The sequence below is a fragment of the Gluconobacter roseus NBRC 3990 genome, assembly GCF_006538885.1.
GTDB lineage: Bacteria > Pseudomonadota > Alphaproteobacteria > Acetobacterales > Acetobacteraceae > Gluconobacter > Gluconobacter roseus.
In genome coordinates this window covers 524,910-540,070 of sequence record NZ_BJLY01000003.1, presented here as the reverse complement: position 1 = coordinate 540,070, position 15,161 = coordinate 524,910, and the positions used below count along the sequence as shown (strand labels likewise).

The following is a 15,161-nucleotide window of genomic DNA, read 5'->3' as shown; positions in this document are numbered from 1 at the left end:
CTCAAAAGCAGTGCTTCAGACCATCAGCATCCGGTGCCGGATATCCGGATCTGATGGGCATGGCTTACGGCTTTGTCGTCAGCGTCATGGTCATCGTAATTGGCCTGCAGGCCTTCATTCTTCCTGCCGCAGTCTGGCAGGGGGACGAATATGACTATTTTTCCAATATCCGCGAGCATGGTCTGGCCTTCCTGTCTGACCGGATGCTGCACTGGAGCATGCGTCCTTTTTCCGAAATCGTCATTTTCGGCTATGGAAGTCTCGTCAACCTGCTCCACCGGCCGCTGACCTGGGTCTTCCTGTCTCTGACCTGGCTGTTTTGCGCCATAGTGGCGTTTCTTCCCTTCCTGCGTCAGGCCCGCATCCCGGTCCCGGCCCGGATGCTGATTGCAGCGTCCCTGGCGGCCATTTTCATGCTGGGTCATCCATCGGCCGATCTTTTCTACTGGCCCATGGCAACAATTGCCCATCTTCCCGTTCTGGCCGCAGCCTGCGGACTGGTTCTGCTGAACATCGCAAACATCCTGTCCGGCAGAGCCGAAGCCCTGCTTCTGACACTCGCCATGACGTCAAGCGAAGCAGGGCTTTTCCTCGGCACGCTCTGGCTGGGCGGACGTGGTTTTCAGGCGCTGTTTTTCCGTAATGATCTGCCAGACAGGCAGCGAAACTGGCTGTTTTTTCCCGCTGGAACATGGCTCTGTCTGGCCGCGAGCATGATTTTCAACCATCGCGTGAGCATTGGAGGCTTCCCGTATACGCCTACCCACGGGCACGTCTGGGCAAGTTTCGCCGCATCTTTCAGCCCGCTCCTGAACACAATGATCGCGCTTCAGCCGGATGAACTGAGCAGGGGCAGCACTTTTACCGGATCAGCAATTGCGGCCGGGCTTACGCTGAAACTTATCCTGACCGGTGCATTGACTGCGCTTTTCATGACCTGCGGTATCCGTCCGGCCCTCCGCACTCTGATACTGCCAGCCATCGCACTTATCGGCGCAATGTATCTGACGATCGCCGCGGCGTTTTACGAATTCGGCTTCCTGTGCTGCCAGCGCCATGAAACCTTCCGGCTGGACCTGTCCTTCCTGCTGATCCTTCTCCTTGCAGCAGCCCTGAGCACGATACTGTCAGAAAGACTGACATTCCTGTTGCAAAACAGGGCTCCCGCAAAAATGCTGGAAAGCAGCGCCCTGGCAGGTCTGCTGGTGTTTACCGCATGGACCGGGTACTGGCGGCTGCCTGGCATGTCACTGGCCATTGCAGGCCTCCCGCTGGAAAAGGCTGCCCATCAGCGTCTGTGGGCATCGGGCCTGTCTAGCGGAACGGACATGATCTATCAGCAGGGCACAAGCTCGCCTGCGTTTTATTACTGGTACTGGGAGCCTGGAACCTATCACGCGGGGGGACCCGGCTGGGACGTCCAGTCTGCCATGCGGTATTTCGGCAAAACAACGATCCACGTCCTGCCACCATCCAGCCTCCCTTCCGTTCCCCGGTAGGGAGACGGAAGGTGACCGGATATTAGAACACGATCTTTACTGCGGCGCGTTGCAGCGATGGGTCGAACCCGGGAAATCCGAACATTCGCCTTTCCCCGCATCCCACCCGAAATCCATCTCCGGGCCAGCCATCCCGTTGTTCTGGAACTCGGTTGTAACCGCGCTCAGCTTCGTCACGCGGCCGCTTCCATACACCAGATCAACATAACCGTTCCGAAAGCCCGGCACTTTGCCTACGCCTTCGAAATAGGTCGGCTTGCCGTCTTTTCCCGGAACGCCGAACAGCTTGACCACCTGAGCCGGGGTCGCATGTTCAAGCTTGCGCAGGAACTCCGGCGTCAGGCTCTGGCAACTGACTTCCGGGCGCGGATCTTCACCCACATTCGACTGCCAGCAGGCCGTCTGCCCCGCCAGCGGCGTGGCTGATGCTCCATGAGGGGCCAGCCCGGCGCCCAGCGCCGCAGCCATCATGAAACCCGTGAAATACTTCAAGCGCACCATCTGCAAATACTCCAACAGAACTCTCTGTTTTCCGAACCTATCACAGCGCCCCGGTGGAACCCATCGGCCCCACCGAACACCTTTTGCGGAGGTAAGGCTTCAGGCAGGCGGAACCGTCTCGGGATACAGCCAACGCACCACACGCCCCATCGTCAGCCCCTGCACAATAATCGTGAACACCACGACCCCGTAACACACCGGCAGCAGCGTATCGCGCAGTTCCCCGGCAGGCAGCGACAGTGCCAATGCCACGGAAATGCCTCCGCGCAGTCCGCCCCATGTCAGCACACCCAGAGCCCGCCCCCGCTCACCCGTCTCCAGATGCACAGGCATGGTGGACAGGAACACACTTGCTCCGCGCACAAGAACCGAAAGCGGGATGACCACAAGCATTGTCAGGAAGGGTGGCAGATGGGGTTTGATTTCCAGAATTTCGAACCCGATGAGCAGAAACAGCAGCGCATTCAGGATTTCATCGATCAGGTTCCAGAACACCACCATTTCCTCGCGGGACTTTGCCGTGATGGCTCGATGACCGGCCTTGCCCGCAAGACTCATCCCGGCGACTACAACGGCAATCGGGCCGGACATGTGCAGCCCGTTCGCCAGACTGTAAGTTCCGGTCGCAAGCGCCAGAGAACCCAGCAGATCGATCTGCGTGTCGTCTACACCGCGCAGCAGCAGCAACGTCAGCCAACCGGTAAATGCCCCAAGCAGACCGCCCCCGACAGCCTCGACCAGAAACCGGAAGACGAAATCCCCGATCGAGACGGAACTGGTTTCGCCTGTCGCCAGACCGATCATGGTGCCGAAAATAACAACGCCCACACCATCATTGAAAAGACTCTCACCCGCAAAAGTCGCCTGTAGAGCTGGCGGCAGTCCAAGCCGGCGCAGCATCCCCACGACCGAAACCGGGTCGGTCGGCGCAAGCATTGCCCCCAGCAGCACACACCAGCTGAAAGGTACTTCAAGCCCGCATACAGGAAAGATGAGCCAGGCCGGAACCGCGAGCAGCCCCACAGCCAGCGATGTCCCAAGAATTGCCAGCGCCGCGACCGATTTTCCGCGCGACACCAGCAAGCCCAGATCGACCTGCATTGCTCCGGCAAAGAGCAGAAAGGACAGTGCCCCGTCCAGCAGGGTCCGGGGCAGATTGATCGTTCCCAGCAATGTCTGGGGAACCTGCTGAAGGTCATAGCCCGGAAACAGCGGGTTCAGAATCATGACGATCAGGGAAATCACCATCGAAATCAGCAGGATCCCAATGGTCAGTGGCAGCTTCAGGGTACGGTAATTGATGATTCCAAGCAGTGTTGCGACAGCCAGCAGCAGAGCAAACAGCCCCAGAGAGTTCATGGTCGCATTTCCCCCTGGCGCCGGCTCAGAACATGCCGGTCCGCCTGCAAACAGATTTCTTCTGCTTAACTGCTGAGGGGCGCCTGAAGTTGCTTCAGCAAGAGTTTCTCACGATGGCCTTACCTGTGGATTTTCAGCACAATCCCGCGCCCTGCGTGTTCAGCATGAGACGATACAGGCTGCCTGCGGCACACATGTAAAGCTCGTTCCGCTTGAGACCGCCAAAGGTCAGGTTCGACACACCATGGGACAGCCGGATGCGCCCCAGAAGCTTGCCAGCCGGGCTGTAGCAGAACACACCGCACAGCCCGTACGGTCCCGACGCGCCACACCACAGATTCCCGAACACGTCCGCCTTCATGCCATCAGGCACAAGATGCTGCCCGTCCAGCGTCATGTCACAAAACACGCGGCCGTTCTGCGGGCGACCATTGACCATATCGAACGCCCGGATCTTCCGGTCCCCGCCCGGTCCGGTCAGGCCGGGATCAGGTGCTGTGGAAATCACATAAAGCGTCTTGAAATCCGGCGAAAGGCACAGTCCGTTCGGTCCCGGAACCTGCTCTTCGGTCAGCACTGACTCAAGCTGGCCATTTTGTGGATCAATACGGAATGTATGGTCCGCCTGACGCTTTGCGCTGCCGAACTGGGTCGTGGCTTCGGTGCCGATGTTCCAGCGCAGTTTGCCTTCCCGGTTGGCACGTCCACCCGGAGCATCCGGATGCCCTTCCGCCAGACAGTCGCCATAGGCTGGATCGCTGAACAGGATGCTCCCATCCGCCGGATTAACGATGATATCGTTCGGCGAGTTGAGCCCCTGCCCCTCAAACTTATCGGCCAGCACCGTGCAGGTCCCGTCCTGTTCCCAGCGGATGACACGGCGCAGACCATGCTCACAGGTCAGAATGCGTCCCTGCAGGTCCACGGTATTGCCGTTGCTGTTGAAGCTTTCCTTCCGATAGGTCGTCATCAGGTTCTCTTCCGGCAAAAACCTGTACTGCGCACTGCGGACCGTATCGGACAGGAGAAGGAACCGGCCTTCGCTGATCCAGGCAGGCCCTTCCAGCCAGCCACCACCGCTCCAGACGCGTTCGATATTGCCGTTCTTGAACACCAGATCACCGAATGACGGATCCAGCGAAAGAATATCCGGATCGGGAACGAACGCCGGAGGCGCATGCGGCCCGAAATCGCGGACAGGCTGCGTCATGACATCAGCCGGATGAGGCTCACGCGTTGCAGCCCGCGCGGCCGCGCCGGACAGGAAAACAGCAGCGGCTCCACGAAGAACGGAACGGCGATCAGGTAAGGACACGTCGGAACTCCCAGTTGGAAAGGACAGGCTGTTTCAGGATATCTTGCCGGCGTCCTGGCCCGGTTTGAGATCAGGCAGACGGCTGGCCAGAAAACCGGCCACGGCTGCTTCTTCCGCCGTCAGACCATAGCCTTCATGATCCAGAACCTCCTGCGCCCTGCTCTTGAAGGCTTCGCGCAGACTTCCGTCCAGATACCCGTCCAGCACGCAGGGATTGATGTAGCTGCGTTTGCAGACTGCCGGCGTATTGCCGAGCTTGGCCGCCACGGATTTGACGGCTTCAACAAGCTGCTTCTTTGCTTTCGCCTTTGTATCGTACTGACTGAACGCACAAAGCGTGACGGCAGCAAGTTGTGTTGCGGCCCAGGTCCGGAAATCCTTGGCGGTAATATCCGCGCCCGTGATCTCCTGAAGATAGGCATTCACATCCTGTGAATGGATGTCGTGGCGGGCGCCATCCGCATCGACATACTGAAACAGTCGCTGCCCCGGCAGGTCCTCAAGGCGGGAGACAATACGGGCCAGACGGGGATCATCCAGTTCCAGATGCTGCTCGATCCCGTGCTTGGCGCGAAAATCGAGCGTCAGGTGCCTGCCATGCACGGTCGCATGTTTGTGGCGCAGGGTGGTCAGCCCGTAGCTGCGGTTCTCTTTCGCGTAACGGTCATTGCCGATCCGGGCCATCGTACGTTCCATGAGACGGACAATCGCCGCCAGAACACGCTCGCGTTCCAGCCCGCGCCGGCGCAGGTCGTGATCAACACGTTCACGCAGAAGTGGCAGTTTCTCGCTGAAGACCAGCATGTGCCCGAACTTGCCTTCGTCCCGCACACCCTGCCACAGCGGATGATAGCGATATTGCAGGCGTCCACGTGCATCTTCGCCAACGGCCTGAAGATGTCCCTGCGGATCAGGGCAGATCCAGACATTCCGATAGGCCGGGGGAATGGCCAGACGGCGGATGCGGGCGATGACATCCGGATCGACGATATGACTGCCGTCGGGTGCATAGAACGCAAAGCCCTGCCCGGGGCGACGACGCGTAATCCCCGGCATCGAGCGGTCCACATAGCGCAGTCCCGCCTTGCGCGCCTGCTTCTTTGCGTCCGCTTCCCTGCTATCCGCCGCACTCATTCCGCCAGCCTCATCTCTGTTACGGACATAAAGCGTCACAGACGGGACCGGGTTTCAGGAAAGCCGATGCGAAGGCGCATTGCTGGTTTACGCTTCCTTACGGTTCCTGACATGACAGACATGCAGGCGGAACGCATTCTTTCCGGCAGGGGAACAGAAGGAACCGGACGCCGTGAGAAAGACCAGCGCGATTGCCATTTTTATTCTGCTTTCGGCCTGTGCCTCACGTTCCCCGGCCGACATGGCGGACGCCGCGAATGATGACGATTCCGGTTACACTGTCCGGGATCATCAGCGGGGCGGCATGGGTGGCAACGGCAATATCTGGGCCGAAGTCCTCCGCACTGCGTTGCAGACCGGCATGAGCTTCGCCCATCACTGAACGTCAGTAGGCTAGCCGCCACTCCGCCGGTTCAGCCGCTGCCAGGTCGTACCATTCCTGCATCAGCGGATAATCGAGCATTGTCCGTACCCAGGTTTTCACAACCGGATCAACATCCAGTTCAAAAATATGAATCCGGATCGCGATCGGCGCATACATACAGTCCGCCACCGTCATCCGGTCACCAAACAGGAACGGTGTCGGCTGGCCCGAGCGCAGTAGCGCGCCCTTGAGCGTTCGACTGAGCAACGCCACGTCGGCGGCCAGTTCCTCGCTGATCTCCGGCAGGGGCACCGGAACGCGTTCAACATCCATGGAGCAGTTCTGGCGGATCGGGCGGAAACCGGCATGCATCTGCGCACTGATGCTGCGGGCATGGGCGCGCACGATCCGGTCTTCCGGCCAAAGCGAAGGCGCAATTTCAGCGCAGTATTCGCAGATCGCCAGACTTTCCCAGACATCCGCGCCGTCATGCGTCAGATACGGCACCATCCGGTTGGGCGAGCGCGCATGAATTTCTGTCGTCTTGCCCCCACCCTTGAGCGGGATGACCTCTTCCGTCACATCCAGCCCGGCCAGACGCACCGCCAGCCAGCCCCGCAGCGACCAGGACGAATACCGGCGCGATCCCAGAAGCAGTACCCCAGCCATCAGGCATCTCCCGCAGTAATGAAGCCACCACCCAGAACGCGGCTTCCGTCATACAGCACACAGGCCTGACCCGGCGCAGGCATTGCAGCCTCGGTCAGTTCCACCAGCGCGCCACCATTCTCCAGCGGCTTCACGACAGCCTCGCGCAGCTTCTCCCGCGCCCGGATCTGCACGCCACAGCGCACGCCGTCCGCAGGGACATCGATCAGCCAGTTCATGTCCCGCAGACGCACGGTGCGCCGGCTGTCAGCTTCCGAAACCTGCACGCGCGGTCCGACCACAATGCGTCGCTTTGGCACATCGATGCGCGTCACCATCTGGCGCTCGCCCGTTGCAGTATGGATGTCGCCCAGACGCTTGCTCTGCCCGACCGTATAGCGCGCCACGCCTTCATGACGGCCAAGCACGCGGCCGTCTTCATCCACGATCTCGCCCTCGCCCCGGACTTCCGGACGCAGCTTCTCGACCAGTTCGGCATAGGAACCGTTGGGCACGAAGCAGATGTCCTGACTGTCGGGCTTGGCGGCAATTTCCAGCCCCAGTTCCTGCGCCAGCGCACGGACATGCGCCTTGTCCGGCATCTCGCCCAGCGGAAAGCGCAGATAATCCAACTGGTCTTTTGTCGTCGCGAACAGGAACCAGGTCTGGTCCCGCTCCGCATCGACGGGACGGTGCATTTCCGCACCCTCCGGCCCCTCGATACGGCGGACATAATGTCCGGTCGCCATGGCCTCACAGCCCAGATCCCGCGCCATGCCCAGAAGGTCCGTGAACTTCACGCCCTGATTGCAGGCCACGCACGGAACCGGGGTCTCGCCACGCGCATAGGCATCGGCAAAGCTCTCGACCACGCTGTCGCGGAACCGGCTTTCCGCATCAATCACGTAGTGCGGAAAGCCCAGACGGTCCGCCACGGCGCGCGCATCCATGATGTCACGCCCCGCACAGCACGCGCCCGGCTTGGCGGCCTGTCCGTGATCGTAGAGCTGAAGCGTCGCGCCAATCACCTCGTGGCCCTGCCGTTTGAGCAGCGCGGCCACTACGGAACTGTCCACGCCTCCCGACATGGCAACGAGGATCCGCATGATGCTCAGCCCGCCTTCGGCAGACGGACGGTCAGGCCATCAAGCGCGTCCGTCATGACGATCTGGCAACCCAGACGGGACGTCTTTTCCAGACCGAACGCCAGGTCGAGCATGTCTTCCTCGTCATCCGTCGGCGCACTCAGCTTGGCGGCCCATTCCGGATCGACAACCACATGGCAGGTCGCGCAGGCCAGCGAACCTTCGCACGCACCTTCCAGGTCAATGTCATGCTTGTGTGCGATTTCCAGCACCGACAGGCCGACAGGCGCGTCAACGTCACGACGGGTTCCATCACGCTCGATAAAGGTCATCTTGGGCATAGTTCGTCCGCTTTTTCCGGTTTCAGTTGGGTTGGCACGCCCGGGCAGCTGCGATCAGAAGAGAGGCCGCACGGTCAATATCGGCCTTGGAGGTAGAGCGTCCGACCGACAGGCGCAAGCACCGGGACGCCTTCTCCGCAGAAAGTCTCATCGCCGTCAAGACATAGGAGGGCGCAATCTCCGCTGCCGTGCAGGCTGATCCGGTCGAAGCAGCGACATCCGGACAGGCTTCAAGGACATCCAGCGCCCGACATCCGTCCGGCAGACAGACATTCAACGCCCCTGCCAGACGCGGCGCTCCGCTGCCGTTCAGAGCAATCCCCGGCAGGCCTTCGCGAAGCTGCGCCCACAGATCATCTCGCAGGAACACCTGACGCGCCGCCTCATCCCCCATGGTCGCGGCCGCCAGATCCGCAGCCTCACCAAACCCCACAATCAGAGGCGTCGGCAGCGTTCCGGACCGAAGCCCCCGCTCCTGCCCGCCCCCGGAAAACAGCGGCTCCAGCCGAACACGCGGCTTTCTCCGGACATAGAGCGCCCCGATCCCCTTGGGGCCGTACATCTTGTGAGCAGAGACGGATGCCAGATCCACATCCCGCAGCGACACCGGCATCTTCCCCGCCATCTGCGCCAGATCGACATGCATCAGCGCACCATGCTCCTTCACGATCGCCGCAAGCTGCGGAATATCCTGCAACACGCCAGTCTCGTTATTCGCCGCCATGATGCTGACCAGCAGCGTCGGGACTTTCAGCGCCTCCCGCATGGCTTCGGGATCAACCCGCCCCTCGCCGTCCACACCGAGCACGACCGCTTCAAAGCCCTCACTTTCCAGATCCCGCACCGATTCCAGAACGCATTTGTGCTCCGTCGCCACCGTGACAATCCGACGCCGCGGATCGCCCAGACGCGCCAAATGACGCGCAGCCCCCTTGATGGCGAGATTGTTCGCTTCCGTCGCACCAGACGTGAACACAATCTCCCGAGCTTCCACGCCCAGAAGCCGCGCCACGCTCTCCCGCGCCCGCTCCACGGCTGCCGCCGCCTTCCGCCCGGGCCCATGCGGACTGTGCGGATTGCCGAAATCCTCCCCGAACCAGGGCAGCATGGCCTTCACGACTGCCGGATCACACGGCGTTGTCGAAAGATAATCGAGATAGATCATGCCCGCTGCCCCTTTGCCCACCTCATTTCCGCAGACGCCGCGCCATCGCCTCGTAAGCCTCGCAGAATGCCTCGACCTGGACTTCCTGCACATTCCAAGGCAGCGAGACGCGGATGGCCTGCGACGCGCCCTCCGTCTCTCCCATTGCCCGCAGGACATGCGAGGACGACACCTTCCCCGACGAACAGGCCGACCCTGCCGAGACGCAGAACCCGGCCAGATCCAGCGCCATGAGCTGCACCTGCGCCGCCACACCGTCCAGAATCAGACAGCTCGTATTCGGCAGCCGCGCCACAGCCTCTCCCGCAACCCGCGCACTAACACTTTTCGCAGTTGCTTCGACCCGATCCCGAAGACGCTGCACCGAAGCCCAGTCCTGCACCCGCGCCGCATCGAACGCCGCCGCCATGCCCAGAATGGCCGGCAGGGCCTGCGTCCCGCCCCGGCGTCCCCGCTCCTGGCCGCCACCGGCCACCAGCGCGTCCATGGGCTCGTCTTCCGCCAGCAAAAGCGCCCCCGCCCCTTTGGGCCCACCCATCTTGTGCCCGGACACTGCAACACTGCATCCGCCCAGCGTGAAAGACACCCGCCCCGCGCTCTGTACAGCATCGACATGCAGATGCGCCCCCGAGTCGCGACACACTGCCAGCACATCCTCCAGCGGTGAGAGCACGCCCGTCTCGTTATTCGCGGACATCACACAGACCAGTGCCGGACCAGTCTCCTGCAACCGCGCGCGCATGTGTTCCACGTCCAGAATCCCGTCCCCGTTCACGGGCAGGATTTCAGCCTCCGGTGCGGCCTTGAGAATGGCATCATGTTCCGTCGCCCCGACAAAAATCCGGCGTCCCTGTCCAAAGGCATGAACGGCCATTGCATCGGCCTCCGTCGCCCCGGACGTGAACACGCAGGTGCCGGAAATCCGCCCGAAACCGGCCGCCATGCGACTGCGGGCGTCTTCAAGGAACCGGCGTGCTTCGCGTCCCTGCGCATGAACCGAAGACGGATTTCCCGACAGCATCATTCCGTCCACTGCCGCATCCCTTGCGCAGGGGCGCAGCAGCTCGGTTGCGTTGGCATCAAGATAGGTCGTCCCGGAGGCGGTCATAGGCGCAGTCATCATGTTTTCCAGATTGGACAAACTGGCGGAAATCGCAACGCCGTGTCGATTTTGGTGGAAATCGGGTTTTGCGAATCGATATACACTGCGTCACCGGACGGCAGAGTTCCAATCCTGCCCGACACAGTGCGAGAGTATTCATGCCTGAAGTGATGTTCGCCGGCCCCGACGGCCGGCTTGAGGGTCGTTACCACCACTCCAGCGAACCCAACGCTCCGCTTGCCCTGGTGCTGCATCCCCATCCGCTCCACGGCGGCACCATGAACAACCGTATCACCTATACGATGTATCGCAGCTTCGAGAAGATGGGCTTCTCGGTGATGCGCTACAATTCGCGTGGCGTGGGCCGGTCCCAGGGCCGTTATGATGGTGGTATCGGCGAGATTTCCGATGCGGCTGCCGCCCTCGACTGGATGCAGATGGTCAATCCGAACTCCACCGAACTGTGGATCTCGGGCTATTCCTTCGGCGCCTTCGTGGGCATGCAACTGCTGATGCGCCGCCCCGAGATCAGCGGCTGGATCAGCGTGGCCCCGCCGGCCAATGACTATGATTTCGGCTTTCTGGCCCCCTGCCCCTGTGGTGGCCTGATGATTGCCGGCGGCAAGGACGAACTGGCTCCCGAGCCGGGCATCCGCAAGCTGGTGGACAAGCTGAACACCCAGAAGAACGTGACCGTCGACTATCGCATTTTCGAAGACGCCGACCACATCTTCGCCAAACAGGCCGACCGGGTTGCCGAAGCCCTCGAAGACCACGTGAATACGATGCGTGGCCGCAAGGCTCTGGCACTGGCTGCCGACTGATCCGGGTTCCGCCCTGTCAGACATTTTCAAAAAGGCTCTCCCTTCCGGAGAGCCTTTTTGATTCCGGCTTTCGTCTCCCTTGCTCCGTCCAGACAAATATGTAACCGGATATTTCATGCAAGACCGAAACATTCCGTCCCACGGTGCTCCATTTTCCCTGCCTGTCGAGGTCTCGCACCTCACCAAGAGCTTTGGCAGCTTCACGGCGCTGGATGATGTGTCCTTCTCGATTGCACAGGGCGAGACCGTGGCACTGCTGGGACGCAACGGAGCAGGCAAGTCCACGCTGATCGGATGCCTCATGGGCTTCCTGCTCGCGGATAGCGGCAATATCGACATCTTCGGTCACAGCATCGCTTCCCTGCCGCGCGAAATCCGTGCCCGCACAGGATTCGTGCCCCAGACGATGACCGGTTTCGGCACGTTCCGCGTCGCCCAGCTCATGGATTACATCGCCGCGTTCTACGGCGAGCTGCCTCCTGTCGATCCGGCCCTGATGGCCTGGGCGGATCTCGATCCGCGAAAAATGGTCCGATCCCTCTCCGGTGGGCAGAAGCAGCGTCTGGCCATTGTGCTGGCCATGCGTCACAACCCCGAGTTTCTGGTTCTGGACGAACCCGTCGCCAGCCTGGACCCCCATGCCCGGCGCGACTTCATGAACCTGCTTGACAGCTATACGCAGCGGACAGGCGCCAGCATCCTGATCTCGTCGCATATCCTGTCCGATCTCGAACGCCTGTGCTCCCGCCTGCTGTTCGTCCGTCAGGGCCGCGTCGTGCTTGACGTGCCGACCGAAACCTTCCGGGCCACGACCCGCTGGCTCGAGCATCCCACGCCTGATCAGGTTCTCGCAGCGCTTCCGGCCGATATTCAGATCCTCGGTCAACGCCCTGACGCCCTGCTGGTCCATGGCTGGACTGAAGACCTCGCCCTCCCCGATGGGATTCAAACAGTCGTTCCAGATTTCGAGGATGCCTTTCTGGAAATCACGGCGCCCCGCACGACCCCAGCAGAGGCGGAAACACCGAACGCCGCAGCATGAACAGCTTCCTGCCCTCCGGCGCACTGGAACGCAGCGACATGCTCCGCGCGCTGCGCCTGTATGGGACGCGCGTCTTTCTCGTTGGCAATCCCATGATCTTCACAGCGGGAATTTTCATCCTGCTGGCAGTCATGACGGCACACGAACTGCATACGGCCCTTCTGACACAAAGTCTGGAAAAGGCCCTCAAGCATTCCTCCATTCTGAATGCAGCCCTTGCTGCGACCTTCCTTCAGAACTGCCTGCAGACCCATGCCGGCAACCAGATCGGAGCCTCACAGGCCCGGGCCGTTCCTGGCCTGCTTCACGCCGAAGCACGTGCGGCGGCTCTGGTGTCCATGGTCGTTCTCGTCGCATTGTCGGGCCTGCTGGCCTGGAGCGGCGTGCCGCTGCATGACACGCTGTTCTACACGCTGCTCAATACGGTCCCATCCGTCGCCCAGTGGTATGCACCGCCGCAGCAGAGTTCGCGCCGGCTCAAAGCCATCACAACCCTGACCGGCTTCGCGCTGCTGCTCGGCCTGATGCTCCTGACCTTTACAACCGACTTCCCCCTCTGGGCCCTGACACGTCCGGCCATCCTGACTGTTCCGGCTGACATCGCCATGATGGGCCTGCTGACGGCCGCCATCATGACGCTGCCGAACCGGCTGCATTCCCCGGCCATGATGAGCCCTACGGACGGCATGACTGCTCCGGCACCGGCTTTCCCGACACCGGACACCACGCCCCGCCTCGTGCCGCATGACCTGAGCTTCTATCAGTTACGGCAGATGCTTCTCGCTCCCGCCTCTCCCACCACCCTGAAAAACGATCTGCTGATCAGCCTGTTCATGCCGGCCTGCGCCGTCATGATCATGGCAAGCCTGCCATTGGGGCATGGCGGTTTCGGCACCCGTATCGCGCATCTGACACCCGGCATGACGATCTTGATTGCCCTGCAGGATGGATGGATCAGGACCCGGACACACTGGCCCCTGCTTCTGACGACCGGCCGTTTCGGCAGCCGGCTGGATTTTGTCCGTGCGGTTTTCACCGCCAAGGCCAGCAGGGTGCTTATGACGGCTCCGCTCCGGACCGTGAGCCTCATGCTGCCCATCACTCTTTTCAGGCCGCTCGCGCCCACACATGCCCTGCTGGATGGCGCGGAACTCCTGATTGCCACGCTTGGCGTGACATTCTGCGGCTCGCTGCCTTTCCTCGTCATGAAACAGCCGCCCCAGAATCTGGTCGTCGCACTCAGCCTCGCACCCGCCTTCATATTGCAGCTCTGCAACCCGTTTATCCTGGGCGCGCGCATTTTCGGCCCGATCGCCCTGGGCATCGCGGCACTGGGGGCACTGTGCTTCTTTCTCGTTCCGCCCCGGCTTGCGCGGGCTGACTGGCCTTACGAGACCGAATGACCCACGTCCCGCCCGCATGTCCGGCCCCGGAGTTTCCGCTCCCGCGCCGGTCATGCTAGGGTCCGCGTCCTTTCATTCCCTGTAGCAGCGTAGCAAGACCGACCCATGCCAAAGAGTCCGTTCCTCCTCGAAGCCCAGGCCCGCGGCCTGATCTTCCAGTGCACCGACCTCGACGCCCTCGACGAGGCCATGCTGGCCGGACCGATCACCGCCTATGTGGGCTTCGACCCGACAGCGGACTCCCTGCATGTCGGCAATGCGCTCTCCATCATGGCGCTGCGCCTGCTCCAGAAGCACGGCCATCGCCCGATCGCCCTGATGGGTGGCGGCACGGCCAAGATCGGCGACCCGTCCTTCCGCGACGAGGCCCGCTCCCTCATCACGAATGAGACGATCGCGCACAACATCGCCGGGATCGAAAAATCCCTGCGCCAGTTCATCACCTTCAGCGATGAAGACCCGTCCAGCGGCGCCATCCTCGCCAACAATGCCGACTGGCTGGACAAGCTGTCCTACATCAACCTGCTACAGGATGTGGGCGTGCATTTCTCGGTCAGCCGGATGCTGGGTTTCGACAGCGTGCGCCAGCGTCTGGAACGCGAACAGGGCCTGACCTTCCTGGAGTTCAACTACTCCATCCTCCAGTCCTATGATTTCCGCGAACTGAACCGCCGTCATGGCGCCGTCCTGCAGATGGGTGGCTCGGACCAGTGGGGCAACATCGTCTCCGGCATCGATCTAACGCGCCGTACGGATGGCAAGCAGATCTTCGGCCTGACCACTCCGCTCGTCACCACGTCGTCGGGTGCCAAGATGGGCAAGTCCGCCAAGGGCGCCACATGGGTCCGTCCAGAGAAGCTGCCAGCCTTCGAATACTGGCAGTTCTGGCGCAACACCGAAGATGCCGATGTCGGCCGCTTCCTCAAGTTCTTCACGGATCTTCCCGTTGAGGAATGTGAACGTCTGGGTGCGCTCGAAGGCTCGGAGATCAACGAGGCCAAGAAAATCCTCGCAACCGAGGCCACCGCCATCTGCCACGGCCGCGCCGCCGCCGAAGAAGCCGCCGAGACGGCCCGCCGCGTCTTCGAGCAGGGCTCCACTCAGGCTGCCCTGCCGGAAATCGACCTGCCCGCCAACCTGATCGCCGAAGGTCTGCCCGCTTTCCGCGTCTTTCAGGAAGCCGGCCTTGCCGCCAGTGGTGGTGAAGCCCGCCGTCTGATCCGTGGTGGTGGCGGTCGCATCAACGATGTGGTGGTCTCGGACGAAAACCAGACCTTCACACTCGACGACCTGCGGGATGGTGTTCTGAAGGTCTCGTCTGGCAAGAAGAAGCATATCCTGCTGCGCCCGGTCTGAAGCCCGTCATGACCCCAGCCATG

15 protein-coding genes are annotated in these 15,161 nt (G+C 61.7%); 6 read left to right on the top strand and 9 right to left on the bottom strand.

What is annotated here, in order from left to right; genetic code table 11:
• Window positions 1-59 precede the first annotated feature (59 nt).
• A complete protein-coding gene (locus tag GRO01_RS09915; protein WP_141306977.1) occupies window positions 60-1,499 on the top strand; it encodes a hypothetical protein in 1,440 nt (479 codons plus the stop codon).
• 36 nt (window positions 1,500-1,535) lie between these two features.
• Here the strand turns inward: GRO01_RS09915 and GRO01_RS09910 are convergent, their stop codons facing one another.
• From GRO01_RS09910 to GRO01_RS09895, 4 genes are all read right to left on the bottom strand, one after another.
• Window positions 1,536-2,000 (bottom strand): hypothetical protein, encoded by a 465-nt coding sequence (locus GRO01_RS09910; protein WP_083541439.1) that lies wholly within the window; start codon window positions 1,998-2,000, stop codon window positions 1,536-1,538.
• Between the two features lie 99 nt (window positions 2,001-2,099).
• Complete coding sequence (locus GRO01_RS09905) at window positions 2,100-3,359, bottom strand: cation:proton antiporter (protein ID WP_062511358.1); 1,260 nt, start codon at window positions 3,357-3,359, stop codon at window positions 2,100-2,102.
• A 133-nt stretch (window positions 3,360-3,492) separates the two neighbouring features.
• Window positions 3,493-4,674, bottom strand: a complete 1,182-nt coding sequence (locus GRO01_RS09900; protein WP_083541438.1) for an SMP-30/gluconolactonase/LRE family protein — start codon at window positions 4,672-4,674, stop codon at window positions 3,493-3,495.
• A gap of 33 nt (window positions 4,675-4,707) precedes the next feature.
• Complete coding sequence (locus GRO01_RS09895; protein WP_062511355.1) at window positions 4,708-5,808, bottom strand: DNA topoisomerase IB; 1,101 nt, start codon at window positions 5,806-5,808, stop codon at window positions 4,708-4,710.
• Window positions 5,809-5,980: 172 nt separating this feature from the next.
• Between GRO01_RS09895 and GRO01_RS09890 the strand changes: the two genes are divergently transcribed.
• Window positions 5,981-6,190: a hypothetical protein gene (locus tag GRO01_RS09890; RefSeq protein ID WP_083541437.1), complete on the top strand. Its 210-nt coding sequence runs from the start codon at window positions 5,981-5,983 to the stop codon at window positions 6,188-6,190.
• Between the two features lie 3 nt (window positions 6,191-6,193).
• Here the strand turns inward: GRO01_RS09890 and GRO01_RS09885 are convergent, their stop codons facing one another.
• The 5 genes from GRO01_RS09885 to GRO01_RS09865 are packed head-to-tail and all read right to left on the bottom strand — an operon-like array spanning window position 6,194 to window position 10,534.
• Window positions 6,194-6,841 (bottom strand): glutathione S-transferase family protein, encoded by a 648-nt coding sequence (locus GRO01_RS09885; protein WP_062511347.1) that lies wholly within the window; start codon window positions 6,839-6,841, stop codon window positions 6,194-6,196.
• Window positions 6,841-7,926: a tRNA 2-thiouridine(34) synthase MnmA gene (gene mnmA / locus GRO01_RS09880; RefSeq protein WP_062511345.1), complete on the bottom strand. Its 1,086-nt coding sequence runs from the start codon at window positions 7,924-7,926 to the stop codon at window positions 6,841-6,843. The genes GRO01_RS09885 and mnmA overlap by 1 nt, the downstream gene beginning before the upstream one ends.
• A gap of 5 nt (window positions 7,927-7,931) precedes the next feature.
• Window positions 7,932-8,246: a ferredoxin family 2Fe-2S iron-sulfur cluster binding protein gene (locus tag GRO01_RS09875; protein ID WP_011252912.1), complete on the bottom strand. Its 315-nt coding sequence runs from the start codon at window positions 8,244-8,246 to the stop codon at window positions 7,932-7,934.
• Between the two features lie 22 nt (window positions 8,247-8,268).
• Window positions 8,269-9,411: a cysteine desulfurase family protein gene (locus GRO01_RS09870; protein ID WP_062511534.1), complete on the bottom strand. Its 1,143-nt coding sequence runs from the start codon at window positions 9,409-9,411 to the stop codon at window positions 8,269-8,271.
• 22 nt (window positions 9,412-9,433) lie between these two features.
• Window positions 9,434-10,534, bottom strand: a complete 1,101-nt coding sequence (locus GRO01_RS09865; protein ID WP_371857398.1) for a cysteine desulfurase family protein — start codon at window positions 10,532-10,534, stop codon at window positions 9,434-9,436.
• 137 nt (window positions 10,535-10,671) lie between these two features.
• Here GRO01_RS09865 and GRO01_RS09860 point away from each other — a divergent pair, with 137 nt between their 5' ends.
• From GRO01_RS09860 to tyrS, 4 genes are all read left to right on the top strand, one after another.
• The gene (locus GRO01_RS09860) at window positions 10,672-11,337 is read left to right on the top strand and encodes an alpha/beta hydrolase (protein ID WP_062511341.1); all 666 of its coding nucleotides are present in this window, start codon (window positions 10,672-10,674) and stop codon (window positions 11,335-11,337) included.
• A gap of 115 nt (window positions 11,338-11,452) precedes the next feature.
• Window positions 11,453-12,379: an ABC transporter ATP-binding protein gene (locus tag GRO01_RS09855; RefSeq protein WP_062511336.1), complete on the top strand. Its 927-nt coding sequence runs from the start codon at window positions 11,453-11,455 to the stop codon at window positions 12,377-12,379.
• Entirely contained in the window at window positions 12,376-13,782 is a 1,407-nt protein-coding gene (locus tag GRO01_RS09850) for a hypothetical protein (protein ID WP_062511334.1), read from the top strand. Before GRO01_RS09855 ends, GRO01_RS09850 begins: the two co-directional genes overlap by 4 nt.
• A gap of 105 nt (window positions 13,783-13,887) precedes the next feature.
• Window positions 13,888-15,138 (top strand): tyrosine--tRNA ligase, encoded by a 1,251-nt coding sequence (tyrS, locus tag GRO01_RS09845; RefSeq protein WP_062511332.1) that lies wholly within the window; start codon window positions 13,888-13,890, stop codon window positions 15,136-15,138.
• Window positions 15,139-15,161 lie beyond the last annotated feature (23 nt).

Coding starts and splice junctions, on each gene's coding strand:
- GRO01_RS09915 (WP_141306977.1), top strand. CDS start 60: ATGGCTTACGGCTTTGTCGTCAGCGTCATGGTCATCGTAATTGGCCTG.
- GRO01_RS09910 (WP_083541439.1), bottom strand. CDS start 2,000: ATGGTGCGCTTGAAGTATTTCACGGGTTTCATGATGGCTGCGGCGCTG.
- GRO01_RS09905 (WP_062511358.1), bottom strand. CDS start 3,359: ATGAACTCTCTGGGGCTGTTTGCTCTGCTGCTGGCTGTCGCAACACTG.
- GRO01_RS09895 (WP_062511355.1), bottom strand. CDS start 5,808: ATGAGTGCGGCGGATAGCAGGGAAGCGGACGCAAAGAAGCAGGCGCGC.
- GRO01_RS09885 (WP_062511347.1), bottom strand. CDS start 6,841: ATGGCTGGGGTACTGCTTCTGGGATCGCGCCGGTATTCGTCCTGGTCG.
- mnmA (WP_062511345.1), bottom strand. CDS start 7,926: ATGCGGATCCTCGTTGCCATGTCGGGAGGCGTGGACAGTTCCGTAGTG.
- GRO01_RS09875 (WP_011252912.1), bottom strand. CDS start 8,246: ATGCCCAAGATGACCTTTATCGAGCGTGATGGAACCCGTCGTGACGTT.
- GRO01_RS09870 (WP_062511534.1), bottom strand. CDS start 9,411: ATGATCTATCTCGATTATCTTTCGACAACGCCGTGTGATCCGGCAGTC.
- GRO01_RS09865 (WP_371857398.1), bottom strand. CDS start 10,534: ATGATGACTGCGCCTATGACCGCCTCCGGGACGACCTATCTTGATGCC.
- GRO01_RS09860 (WP_062511341.1), top strand. CDS start 10,672: ATGCCTGAAGTGATGTTCGCCGGCCCCGACGGCCGGCTTGAGGGTCGT.
- GRO01_RS09855 (WP_062511336.1), top strand. CDS start 11,453: ATGCAAGACCGAAACATTCCGTCCCACGGTGCTCCATTTTCCCTGCCT.
- GRO01_RS09850 (WP_062511334.1), top strand. CDS start 12,376: ATGAACAGCTTCCTGCCCTCCGGCGCACTGGAACGCAGCGACATGCTC.
- tyrS (WP_062511332.1), top strand. CDS start 13,888: ATGCCAAAGAGTCCGTTCCTCCTCGAAGCCCAGGCCCGCGGCCTGATC.